This is a genomic window from Parendozoicomonas callyspongiae (assembly GCF_023502345.1).
Taxonomy (GTDB): Bacteria; Pseudomonadota; Gammaproteobacteria; order Pseudomonadales; family Endozoicomonadaceae; genus Sansalvadorimonas; species Sansalvadorimonas callyspongiae.
In genome coordinates, this window is the sequence record NZ_JAMFLX010000032.1 from 34,597 (window position 1) to 46,199 (window position 11,603).

General features: G+C 46.0%; 10 protein-coding genes, 1 tRNA gene and 1 riboswitch. Of the genes, 7 read left to right on the top strand and 4 right to left on the bottom strand.

Going from position 1 to position 11,603, the window contains the following annotated elements:
- Positions 1–3 precede the first annotated feature (3 nt).
- The 3 genes from yciH to M3P05_RS17835 all read right to left on the bottom strand — a co-directional run bounded on the left by yciH (position 4) and on the right by M3P05_RS17835 (position 2,195).
- Positions 4–348, bottom strand: a complete 345-nt coding sequence (gene yciH / locus M3P05_RS17825) for a stress response translation initiation inhibitor YciH (protein WP_249701428.1) — start codon at positions 346–348, stop codon at positions 4–6.
- An 80-nt stretch (positions 349–428) separates the two neighbouring features.
- Complete coding sequence (locus M3P05_RS17830; protein ID WP_249701429.1) at positions 429–1,463, bottom strand: DUF2333 family protein; 1,035 nt, start codon at positions 1,461–1,463, stop codon at positions 429–431.
- Positions 1,464–1,547: 84 nt separating this feature from the next.
- Positions 1,548–2,195 carry a transglutaminase-like cysteine peptidase gene (locus M3P05_RS17835; protein WP_249701431.1) on the bottom strand — a complete coding sequence of 216 codons (648 nt, stop codon included), beginning with the start codon at positions 2,193–2,195 and terminating at the stop codon, positions 1,548–1,550.
- A gap of 122 nt (positions 2,196–2,317) precedes the next feature.
- A riboswitch (cobalamin riboswitch) is annotated at positions 2,318–2,524 on the top strand.
- Positions 2,525–2,624: 100 nt separating this feature from the next.
- Between M3P05_RS17835 and M3P05_RS17840 the strand changes: the two genes are divergently transcribed.
- From M3P05_RS17840 to M3P05_RS17860, 5 genes are all read left to right on the top strand, one after another.
- Positions 2,625–4,466 carry a TonB-dependent receptor domain-containing protein gene (locus tag M3P05_RS17840; RefSeq protein ID WP_249701432.1) on the top strand — a complete coding sequence of 614 codons (1,842 nt, stop codon included), beginning with the start codon at positions 2,625–2,627 and terminating at the stop codon, positions 4,464–4,466.
- Between the two features lie 58 nt (positions 4,467–4,524).
- On the top strand, positions 4,525–5,127 hold the full coding sequence (gene cobO / locus M3P05_RS17845) for a cob(I)yrinic acid a,c-diamide adenosyltransferase (RefSeq protein ID WP_249701433.1): 603 nt from the start codon (positions 4,525–4,527) through the stop codon (positions 5,125–5,127).
- 92 nt (positions 5,128–5,219) lie between these two features.
- Positions 5,220–5,296 (top strand) — tRNA-Ile (locus M3P05_RS17850).
- A 341-nt stretch (positions 5,297–5,637) separates the two neighbouring features.
- Positions 5,638–6,189, top strand: coding sequence for a hypothetical protein (locus tag M3P05_RS17855; RefSeq protein WP_249701434.1), 552 nt, complete (start codon positions 5,638–5,640; stop codon positions 6,187–6,189).
- Between the two features lie 401 nt (positions 6,190–6,590).
- A complete protein-coding gene (locus M3P05_RS17860) occupies positions 6,591–7,667 on the top strand; it encodes a helix-turn-helix domain-containing protein (RefSeq protein ID WP_249701435.1) in 1,077 nt (358 codons plus the stop codon).
- A 52-nt stretch (positions 7,668–7,719) separates the two neighbouring features.
- Here the strand turns inward: M3P05_RS17860 and M3P05_RS17865 are convergent, their stop codons facing one another.
- Positions 7,720–9,042 carry an ATP-binding protein gene (locus tag M3P05_RS17865; protein WP_249701436.1) on the bottom strand — a complete coding sequence of 441 codons (1,323 nt, stop codon included), beginning with the start codon at positions 9,040–9,042 and terminating at the stop codon, positions 7,720–7,722.
- Between the two features lie 718 nt (positions 9,043–9,760).
- Here M3P05_RS17865 and M3P05_RS17870 point away from each other — a divergent pair.
- Together M3P05_RS17870 and M3P05_RS17875 are read left to right on the top strand one after the other, a co-directional pair.
- Positions 9,761–10,609, top strand: coding sequence for a hypothetical protein (locus tag M3P05_RS17870; RefSeq protein WP_249701437.1), 849 nt, complete (start codon positions 9,761–9,763; stop codon positions 10,607–10,609).
- Complete coding sequence (locus M3P05_RS17875; protein WP_249701439.1) at positions 10,599–11,462, top strand: hypothetical protein; 864 nt, start codon at positions 10,599–10,601, stop codon at positions 11,460–11,462. The genes M3P05_RS17870 and M3P05_RS17875 overlap by 11 nt, the downstream gene beginning before the upstream one ends.
- Positions 11,463–11,603 lie beyond the last annotated feature (141 nt).

Consider the following 11,603-nt stretch of genomic DNA (forward strand, 5'->3'; position numbering starts at 1 on the left):
GATTCACCCCCCGGAACGCTTTGCGTTGTAACCCTGCTTGACCAGCTCTGCAACCATGGTATCAACATGATCTCCCTGCAGTTCAATAGCCCCATCTTTTACGGCGCCACCTCCACCACAGCGCTTCTTTAACTGCTTGGCGAAGCCTTTCAGATCATTACCAGACATTGGCAGACCAGTTATAACAGTCACTGTCTTGCCACCACGCCCTTTCTTTTCCGGACGAACCCGGACAACACCATCAGTCTCGGGAACACTATCCTTTGGTTTCTTGTCTTCCTTTATACGACCTTGGTCAGTGCTGAAAACCAGACGACTTTCATCATTATTTCGAGAGTGCTTGGACATGATCAATAACTTTTGAATTTCTGAAAATCTGGGAGGGTGTGCCCACTCAAACAACTATGAGAGGGCACTTTGGAAAGAGGTTATCCCTGCTTAAGCAAAGTACGCAGGTCAATAATCGCAGCATTCGCACGGGAAATATAATTCGCCATAACCAGAGAATGATTAGCCAGGAAGCCGAAACCGCTGCCATTCAGAATCAGCGGACTCCAGATAGTTTCCTGGGTACCTTCCAGTTCACGGATTATCTGACGCAGGCTGACCAGAGCATTCTTCTTCTCAAGAACATCCTGGAAATCCACTTCCACAGCTTCCAGCAGTTCAATCAGTGCCCAAGATGTTCCGCGCGCTTCATAGAAAACATCATCGATCTGGCTCCAAGGTGTTTTCACTAGAACTTCATCAGCAGTAGGAGTGGATTGTCCAGCAGCGGTATCACCTGCCAGATCAGTATTCAGTCGGGCCTTGCCAACACTGGCACTCAAACGCTGAGACAGGGAACCCAAACGGGTTTCAACATCTTTCAGCCATGCGGTCAGGTTATCTGCACGGGTGTAAAACTGGGCAGGACTTTTAGGATCAGACAGACGCACAAGATAGCTGTCCAGTTTTTTGATACCACGACGGTATTCGCCTTCACTGGAAGGTAGTGCCCAGCTCTTAGAGTCAAAATTGAACTGCGGCTCGGCAATCACCAAGTCTACATCTTCCTTGGACTGCGACTGGGAACGGCTGAAACCGGTGCGCATGGCGCGGGTGAAATCACGAAGCTGAACCAAAGCCCCAAATTCCCAGTTAGGCATGTTATCCAGATAAACACCAGGAAGCATGATGTCGTTTCGGAGATATCCGCCAGGCTTATCCAGAAGTGTCTCTGCAATACGAATAGCTGTGGCTGTAGAGGTAAAACCAGGAACAGCCGAGCGGTTCAGTTCCGCAGCCATTTCCTGAGCATTCTGACGGACATTGAAAGGCTCAGGTTCACTGCTCCAGTAAATGCCCATAACAACAACGAGAATCAAATAAATTGCCACAAGAACGGCAATAATTTTGCCTAGTGTCTTATTGCCCCCCAACCCTGAGAAACTCAGGCGGTTTTTCCAGCTCTCCAGACCCATGACATCCTCTTTATTCCAAAAGTCGGCGATTATGGAACGTTATTATGGGCAAACCGGAAAAGAACTAATAGGCCATGTTGTCATTTAACTTTCGCTTTGCGGCCAAATTGCGTGATTTGAACGATTTTTAAGCGATTTCCAATGGGGAAGGCGGGAAGATTGACCGATTCGTCGCTCATTATATTCTTTATCTAGCAACCAAAGGTCTGTTCCGTTAAATGCATAAACAGGAGCCAGGTCACTACGCTCGCTCAAAGACTTTAAAGAAGACGTCAGATTATCCAGAACAATCTGCTTACCATCCTCTGTTTCAACCAGAAGAACCATATGCGCCTGCCCCAGGTTCAGAGCCCGCACATAAGCTAGACGTAACCGCCTATCATCAAATCCCATTCGTCTGAGCGACACATACTTGGCAATGGCATAATCTTCACAATCACCAATACCGCGCCTCAGAAATTCATCGGGGGACGCCCAATAATCCTCCTTACCCCAGGCTTTCCAGTCACTACGGAAAGTCAGGCTGTTGAAAAAACTGTTCACTTCTTCAAGCAGAACTCCTGGAGCAGCCGATTTGAGCCGCTGGAGAAGGCTTTCCCAAGCGTCAAGTCGATACTCAACCTGATTCTGTGATGAAGAAACTGATTGGACTACTGGCAGAGATTCGGCACCTGCAGCAGTACTTGTCAGCCCTATTATGCTGATCGCAAGGGCTACTGCTGTTAATTTCAAGGATCACACTCCCTGTGAACTTCTCAATCACGAGATCCTGAAATCACTATAGGGCAGCACCACTTCGGCATGCCGACTAACTTTTGACCAAAATACCTATACAACCGGAAACATCGCCATTACCATGGATGACGGTGTATAGGTGTCAACCATTCGTCTGAAAGGGTGAATGGGTGGACTTAAAAGGGAATCAGGCGCAAACCCTGAGCTGTACCCGCAACTGTGACAGAGGAGTCTGCCTCTTTTAGACCACTGGAAATACTTCCGGGAAGGTAGAGGTAATGCGATGATTCTGGAGCCAGGAGACCTGCCTTGCATCATTGGACGGTTGGGCAACATTTCTTTCAATAAAAATGATTATCCCCACCCATTTCCAAAGCGTCGGTCCCGTTGCGGGACAACATCAACACCGACACACGGACAATTAAAATGCATAAGCGCAGACTAACTACACTCCTGCTTCCTTTTTCTATAGCTGTTACTGCTCAAGCCAACGACACCGTTTATACCCTTGATGATATTGTTGTGACGGCAACCCGTACCGCACAGACTGTTGACCAGACTTTGGCTCCGGTTTCTGTTATTTCTCGAGAGGATATTGCCAAGTCCCAGGCCACAAGTGTTCCTGAGTTACTGGAAACACTTTCAGGTGTGCAGATATCACAAAGTGGTGGCCCTGGAAGTTTGACCAGTTTGTTTATCAGGGGAACAGCAACCAACCAATCACTGGTTATGATTGATGGACAGCGTTTTGGCAGTGCCACTACAGGCGGTGCATTTCTTCAATACTTCAGTCCTGATCAGATTGAAAGAATTGAAGTTGTTCGTGGTCCACGGGCCAGCCTTTATGGTGCAGACGCCATTGGTGGCGTAGTAAATATCATCACTCGCAAAGGTACTGATGTACCCGAGGCAAACCTGCGAGTTGGATATGGCAGTCGTAATACTAGGACAGCAAGTACGAATCTCTCAGGGAGTAACGAATCCACAAAATACAACATAGGAATCAATCGGTTCCTGACTGATGGATATGACGTCACCGATGATGAGAAATCACCTGAAGATGATGACGATGCTTATAGCAACACCAGTGCTTCCATTAATGTAAATCACTCTTTCTCAGAAAACCTTGAAAGTGGTTTCAGTCTTTATCAGAGCGAAGGGGTTTCCCATTATGATGCAACCTCTGCCGGGTACGATCCCCGCTATATATTCAAAGAACAGGCAGCCAACGGCAAAATCAAATATCAGGTGAATGATAATTGGCAAAGCAGTTTTGATCTTTCTTATACGCTAAATGAATCGAAAGCTGAGAAAGATCCATACCCAAGCGATTTCAAAACCCGGCGCAATGCTTTTAACTGGCAGAATGACATCTCTATTACTGACAGTATATTGCTGACAGCTGGCTTTGATTATTATCGCGACCGGGTTGAGAGCTTGAAAAACTATGCAGAAACCTCTCGCGACAATAAGGCTGTTTTTCTGCAGACTCAGTCAACCTTCGATGACAGCGATCTCCAATTGGCAGTTCGTCGGGATAAAAACCAGCGTTACGGAGATAGAACCACTGGTAATATCTCCTGGGGCTACAACCTTCCAGCTGACCTGCGTTTAATTGCCAGCTATGGCACTGCATTCCGTGCTCCGAGCTTCAATGATCTCTACTGGCCTGAAAATGCCTGGTCCAAGGGTAACCCAGACTTGAAGCCGGAAAACTCCAAAAACAAAGAGCTTGAACTTCGTGGCCAGCATAGCCTCGGCAATTGGTCTGTTGCAGTTTTCCAAAATGATATTGGTGACATGATTAACTGGGCTACTGATTCTACAACAGGAAAATTAATGCCCAGTAATGTCGATGAAGCACGCATCAAAGGCATTGAGATGCAGTCCACTCTGATACTGGATAAGTGGACTCTGGCAGCCAACCTGACTCTCCTTACCCCCAAAGATCGCAAAACTGATGAGCGACTGATTCGCAGAGCCAAACAGACTCTGAATATCAATGCTGAACGTAGTTTTGGCAGATTCTCACTGGGCGGAACTCTTCGAGCGAAAGGAGATTTCTATGATACTGACAGCAGTTTCAAGACAGTTAAGGTTCCTGGCTTTGCCACTGTAGACCTGAGAGGCTCCTGGAAGGTTAACGAGGAGTTCACGACTGAGCTGAGAGTCACCAACCTGCTCGACAAAGAGTACCAAACTGCCAAGGGCTACTACGAAGAACCACGAGGCGTATTTGCAACAATTACGTGGTCACCAAAAATCTAGAGTATTTTTTGTAGCTCAAGGGGCACAGCTATCTGCCCCTTTTCTCCGGAATCATCATATGACCAGTTCAAGCACTGACGATAAATACAAACAGCGCATGCAGCGCAAAAAAGAACATATCGACAAAAAGATCGCAGAAGCCAACGAAGAACGGGGAATCATTATCCTGATAACTGGAAACGGCAAAGGGAAAAGCACATCAGGCTTCGGCACGGTTCTTCGCTGTGTCGGTCATGGCCTCAAAGCTGGCGTTGCCCAGTTTATCAAAGGCAAGTGGGACTGCGGGGAGCGCAATATTCTGGAGAAGCTTGGAGTGGATTTTCATGTAATGGGAACAGGTTTCACCTGGGACACCCAAAACAAAGAGCTGGATACCCAGGCTGCCCAAGAAGTGTGGCAGGAAACCCGAAAAATGCTCTCCAATCCGGAATTAACACTGGTTCTTCTTGATGAGCTGACTTACATCGCCCGGTATGGATATATAGACACAGATGAAATTATTGAGGCGTTAAATAACCGTCCAAAAATGCAGTCTGTCATTATTACCGGAAGAGGCTGTCCGCAGCCCCTTACCGATATCGCCGACACCATCAGCGAGATCAAAGATGTCCGCCACGCTTATAACTCCGGGGTAAAAGCCCAGAAAGGTATCGATTGGTAAGAATGCGTTCAAAAATCCCCAGAAAACCAGAACTATAGCTCTCTCAGGGCTGGCACACCCGCTCCGCTATGAGTATAATCTGACGCCGCTGTGGGCCTATAGCTCAGTTGGTTAGAGCAGGGGACTCATAATCCCTTGGTCGCAGGTTCGAGTCCTGCTGGGCCCACCAGATGTATCAAGCGTTTCCTCGTTAGGAAGCGCTTTTTTATTGCCTATCAAAATCTCTGGTCTACAGCCGGTCTACAGCCAGAACTATCTTATAGGGCATATTGGCCTCTTCCTCAATTGAGCCCCCTTTCCTCTGCAATACTCGCCCTCACTTGTAATTATTAAAATTTTTTGTGTCCGGTATACCCCTTAACTCCCTGCCCAAGTCATTTTTGCAAACCCATAAAGTGCGTAGAGTAACCCTCTTCAGAATAAGGGCAGCATTGGCAAACACTTTTTCACCCTTACATCACTGAGGCTTATAAGTAGCCCCCTTTGTTGTACTCAGTTAGGAAAATCAGCATGGATGAAGATGAAGTTCAATACGAAGAGCATGAACTCAACACTGATAACTTTCTAGATGAAGATGGCTCCCTGCTGGATATTCCGGAAATGTTTCCTAACGGCATACCCCAGGAAGTTATTGCTTGGCTCTGGCCTAGTGTAAAAGAACAATCGATTGCATACGGACTTGAAGACAGCGTTACATTCAAAGAGAACAGGATTCGTGCTGCATATAACTCTAAAAAATCAGACAAAATTGAAGGCAGTCCAGAAGTAGCATTCCTACTCGCTGTATATCACTTGGGAGAGGAGGGTAACGAAAAGTGCCAACTTCCTGTCCACGAAATAATCGGCTGGAAAAACTCAAAACGAAAGGATAGTGAGAAGAAAAGACGGAAATACTTTAACTCGATGGAAGCTAGCCAAAGAGAAGTTTTGACGAAAGGAGAGCTGTGGGACGATGCGGCTATCGACAAAGCACACATAGCTGCCCGCAAAGAACACGGAATTCCAACAGGAACTGCCAGAACGTATAAACATAAGTACAAAAAAGACCTTATCAAAAAATAGGTATATCTACAGAGTTGCACTTTCTTGGGGTGCAACGCTTTGGCTTCTTATTATCTCCCCAACATCTAAACCAAAGGGGAGAAAGATGTCATCACATAACATAATCGAAGCCCTTAACGTCTCTACCTCAGCAGCTGCGGATTTTTTGGACATTGCAGCAAGTGACCTGCACAAATCGAGAGGATCGGGCGAGTTATCAGGGCTGCAACCACCGCCATTCATCCGTATTGGCCGCCGCGTTCGCTACAGGGTCGTGGATCTTATCGAGTGGAATAACTCTCAGCCCAGCTTCACCACCCTTGCAGAGCAAAGTTCGCAGTAATTTTCTTTACCTTTTTTAGGTACACAGTTCGTACAGCTCATTAAAAGATCAATCAAATAAGACTAGGGGCCACAGCATCATGTGGTCCTACTTCCTGGACTATCAAGCCATGCATAAAGGAAAAACCAAATACTTCAAAACCCCACCCGGATTTAAGAAAAATCTAAGTGCCAGAGAGGCTGATGTGCTTGCACTAATCTTCGGCTTTCCTTCAGGTAAGTTTTATGGCTCTAATCGATACATAGCTGAATCCGTTGGATTAAACACTGATAGAAGTGTTCGGAGGCTTATCGCGTCACTGCGTACTAAAGGTCTCATTATCACTGAAGAGAAAAAGAGTAAGGGCAAAAAAGGAGGCACTGATCGCTATATCAAAGCGACAGCTAAAGCTCATGCCTTGGCAGACATCACCGTCCCCCTTCTACCGATACCTGCATCTTTTTATAACGTCGCAGCAAAGACACTCAGCGTTATGCCTTCTTCTTTGAGTGAACGGGGCTATATGTCATTAACTACTGCGAGTGACTTCCAGACAAAATCTTTTTCTGAAACCTTGCGTAATAAATGTGGACCATCTTGGATTTTAGAGCGGACATTTTTGACCGGGATATTAATAATTGACCGGACAGTTTGCCCCCCCAATAGAATCAAAAGTTTTAAAATAGGATCGAAAAAACTCTGGCACGTTGCAAGCAACGAGAGTGGGCGATTTAAGGTATTCAAATACCTTTGGGATGAAAATGCAGTAGAAGCTGAGTCTTTTGTTCAATGGCCTGTTTATGTTGATTACGAGTACATTGGTGAACCTCTTCGTAACTGGTTGGAATGGCACCTGCGTTACATGGAGCCTTGGACTCTATTGGAACGACTAAAGGATGCCATCCAAGCCATCTACCCTGAGGAATTTGATGAAGATAAATGCGATGATGATGAAAGAGCCTGGGGGGCATGGCGTAGGCCGGAATGTCAAAACCAACAAGACAGCCATATGCGTTATAGTCACGGCCTTGCACTTCATATGGACTTCTTTGAGAAAACATTACCAGAGGAGCAAAGGGCAAAAGACCATTGTGTAAATCATAATTTCGTTTTTGATGTGTCTCCTGACTATATCACCTGTTATGCAGATGACCGGTGGGCTGATGCTCACTCATAATAATCTTCATACTGATTACAGAATAGGCTGCATCATGCAGCCTTAATCTTGATTACAAAGAGTTCAGTCTTGCCGCATAGTACAGCGGCCAAGTCATATTATTCTCTTCCTGATTACCACTTCCAACAGAACCAATTAGCTTTAGAGTTCTAGAAGGAGAATAGCGCTCTATATAGGTACGCAGAGATTTTGCTTTGGTGCGACTGCCAGACTTAACCTCAACAGGTATAACTTCACCGTCATCTGTCTTATACAGAAACTCAATCTCGGCCTGACGGAACTCCCATGAGTACGTTGGGTAATAACCCATGGCGCGGAGTTCATTCTGAACAAAGTTCTCAGCCAGATAGCCCTTGTACTCAAAGCTCTGCTGTCGGTGTTCCTTGTAACTGATATCCAGCATATGACCAAGCAGGCCAACATCGAACAGGAACAGTTTGAAGAAGTTTTCCTTCCTGTACGCTGACAATGGTGACTTGGGCTCACAGTCGATTGGATAGCACCGGGATACCAGCTTTGTCTTCTCCAGCCACTCTATTGGCCCACTCAGATCCATATAACTGCGCTTGCGCTCAATCACTCCGCTGAAGCGATAACGCTTAACAGAACTGTCCAGGTTCTTGGACAACTGCAGCGGTACATTCCTGAAGACCTGCTCAATATGCTGGGCGTTAGTTTTACCGGCATATTTACCAAAGTCTCGCTGGTAACCCGTTAACAGATCACGGTGAATCCTGCTTACACGCTCGCATCGCTCATTAATGCCAGTCTGGGCATCTCTGGCTGCAAACCAGGAGTCAACCGCCTCTGGCATACCACCAACAAAGTAATAGTCCAGGAGAAGCTCCCAGAGCTTATTATGGGCAGCCTGAATACGGGAACCTTTGCGAAATGCATCCAGCAATTTGCTGTTCCCGGCAGCCATGACAAACTCTTCAAAGCAGAGGGGAAACAGTTCCAGAGACTCAACCTTGCCAACAGGGAAAGAGTCGAGCAGGCCAATGTTGGAACCGGACGCACAGAGGAATATTTCAGGCTTCTGTTCAGCAAAGAATTTCAGACTGTTCAGGGCACGCTGACACTCGCCAATCTCATCAAAGAACAACAGATCCGTGGTAGGAGAAAAATCGACACCCAGCTCAAGTTCAATATTCTGGATAATATCTTCAGGGTTCAAACTGCCTGCAAAAAGCTCAGCCAATGCAGGATTAGCCAGAAAATCCAGTTTCAAAACACGCTGAAAATACTGTTTACCGAATACCTTTTCGATCAACCAGGATTTACCAACCTGTCTGGCCCCATCCAGCAGCATTGGCTTGCGGCCAGCTAGCTCTTTCCAGGCCACCAGTCTTTTGAGTAAAAGGCGTTCAAGCATTATTCACAGTTCCATTGATGCCAGAGGAAGCATCTCATTTCGTATTTTATTATAGGAATAAAACCACAAAACCAGACTTTTTCATACGTTAAAATATAGGAAACAGTACTTTTTCATACATTAAATTGAACTAATAACGTACTTATTTATAGTTTGATGAATTATCACAAAGAGTCAAACACCAATAGAATCACAATAAAAACAGGTAGTTACAGAGAAATCCGCTCAAGCCTGAAACACCTAACCTCGCAAATGGGAGGCCAAAGCAATATTTGCAGGGTTTTCCTATTTGCCATGATTCTGGGTTTAAGCTTCGCTGAAGTACGCAGGTTTAGCCTGGAGAGCTCTAAAAAAGTTACCACTGTGCCTTTCGTGTCGTAGAACTGCTCTGGTCGTTCCCTCCATAACATAACCTTCAACCCTCAACACACCTATAGCCTTCTGTAGTCGTATAAATAGAGTCGCTCTTGTATATTCTGCAACTGAAAAACGAATAACAATAAACATAAGGAATTCGAGGATGCAGGGTAGCCATCACACAGTGAAGCCAGGTGATACCCTTTGGGATATTGCTGAAACCCATCTTGGATCAGCTCTTCAGTGGCCCCGGATATGGCGATATAACAACAGACCAGAAATTATTGCCCGAACTGGCTCAGGTATTCCTAATCCTGACCTGATATACCCAGGCCAGCGTTTGCTACTGCCCCAAGTGAAAATGGCCCAACCACAAATACAGAATCCACTGGGTCAACCCAAAAGAAGTGTTCCAAAAGAACAAACACTCAACAAGCAGTTGCCAGAACTGCAAACCCCCATGGCTATCCAATACAGCCTGGACGATATAAAACTTCCTCCCTCCGTTGTCCCTGGGGGAATTTTACAAGTCAAAATGCAGGGGAGTGTCACCTTAACCAGTAACGACACCTTGCCAGTTACAAGTGTGGTGAATAAAAAAGAAGTCGAAGCAAAGGTTACACAACAAGCCAATCACAGCTTCGGGAAATTAATCTCCGATACCCAGTTGGTATATGACAATCAAAATAAGAGTCTAAAGCTCAAGGCACTTTTGATTTCAAAAAGTAATACACCAAATACGCCCGCTACAGCCTTCGGAGTTGAAGCAGATTCCAACAGTCCTATTCCCAAACTGGTTTTCCAGATCATTCTTCCCGAACTCAAGGGTGCAATCAACGAGTTCACATACACCTCAACACAGGTCAAGCTAGTCGCTGAACTGACACTAACACCACAACAACCACTGGCTCAGCCCAAAAGGAGACCACAGCCAGTAAGCGATCCCATTAATTGGGATAGAGTTATTGGCACAGGCCTCATCATTGCAGCCACCGCTATTGTGGTAGGAACAATCGTTGAAGACTTTCTTACCTTTGGAGCCGGTGTAGCTGATGATCCTGCCTCATTTGCCGCAGCAGGCGTGAGCTATGCCCGAGGCGTCGCTTTATGGCGTTCAACAACCGTGGTAATTCCAAAGGCTATAGCTCCGGTAATCACACGTTTACGTTTTAGTATTGTCCCAGCAGGAGCCGTTCAGTATGCCCGTTAGGACTCATTACAAGCCTGTACTCATATTGATGCTGCTAGGTTTACTTTCAGCTTGCTCAGACTTCTCACCGGAAGCAGAGTTGGCTCGTCTCTCTGATAAATACGGCATTACAATCAAAGCTGGCGATCCGGCACATTTCTTTGTCCCACCTTATACAGAGGCCGATGCAGAGATCCACAGAGCTGTTATGACGCCAGCCAAAGGGGAGGCATTGGAGGAGGCTTTGAAAGGCGCTGACGAAGCTCTGAGTGCCTACCCCACAGGTTATTTCAGCAAGCTAAGCAAAGCTGTCTTCTTTGCTGGAACTCTCAAGTTTGATGACGTTGAAGCAGGCGGAAGCTATGGTCCAGAGTGGATTGTTATAGTTGCTGATATTGATGACCCGTCTGCGGCTATATACGAGACTGCACGGTATGGTGTGCATCATGAGTTCAGCTCTCTGGTCTGGAAGCGATCACCCGAAACTCAGCTAGCCTGGTCTCTACTAATGCCCGAAGGTTGGCAGCCTGCTCAGAGCAGTGCAAAAGCTCTTGAGATAACTGAGAAAGAACACCCAACATATAACAATGGATTTCTGTCTGAATACGCGAAAACCAGCGCCGAGAATGACTTCAATACCTATGCAGAAATAGCCTTCCTTGAGCCTGAACGCTTGGCAGCACTAGCCAAGGAACAGCCAATTATTGCTGAAAAACTGGGCATTCTTATTCGTGCCTATCAAGAGGTTTCCAGTGATATCAACAGTACATTCTCAAAACTCGGCCTGCTTGAATTTGCTGATGTGTACGGTGACCCAATAGCACTACCTATAAAACTGATCTTGCCACCTCGTAATATGAGTTCAAAAGAATAATAAATCTGAGGTATATCAACTTTTTCTGCATCATCGTACCAATCATCACTGATCTTATGAGATGATTATTTAATATGTGGGAATAGCCGTTACAGATTGGCCAATGCGGAAATTGTAATATCCAAAAAACTGTCGGGCGGT

Coding starts and splice junctions, on each gene's coding strand:
- yciH (WP_249701428.1), bottom strand. CDS start 348: ATGTCCAAGCACTCTCGAAATAATGATGAAAGTCGTCTGGTTTTCAGC.
- M3P05_RS17830 (WP_249701429.1), bottom strand. CDS start 1,463: ATGGGTCTGGAGAGCTGGAAAAACCGCCTGAGTTTCTCAGGGTTGGGG.
- M3P05_RS17840 (WP_249701432.1), top strand. CDS start 2,625: ATGCATAAGCGCAGACTAACTACACTCCTGCTTCCTTTTTCTATAGCT.
- cobO (WP_249701433.1), top strand. CDS start 4,525: ATGACCAGTTCAAGCACTGACGATAAATACAAACAGCGCATGCAGCGC.
- M3P05_RS17855 (WP_249701434.1), top strand. CDS start 5,638: ATGGATGAAGATGAAGTTCAATACGAAGAGCATGAACTCAACACTGAT.
- M3P05_RS17860 (WP_249701435.1), top strand. CDS start 6,591: ATGTGGTCCTACTTCCTGGACTATCAAGCCATGCATAAAGGAAAAACC.
- M3P05_RS17865 (WP_249701436.1), bottom strand. CDS start 9,042: ATGCTTGAACGCCTTTTACTCAAAAGACTGGTGGCCTGGAAAGAGCTA.
- M3P05_RS17870 (WP_249701437.1), top strand. CDS start 9,761: ATGGCCCAACCACAAATACAGAATCCACTGGGTCAACCCAAAAGAAGT.
- M3P05_RS17875 (WP_249701439.1), top strand. CDS start 10,599: ATGCCCGTTAGGACTCATTACAAGCCTGTACTCATATTGATGCTGCTA.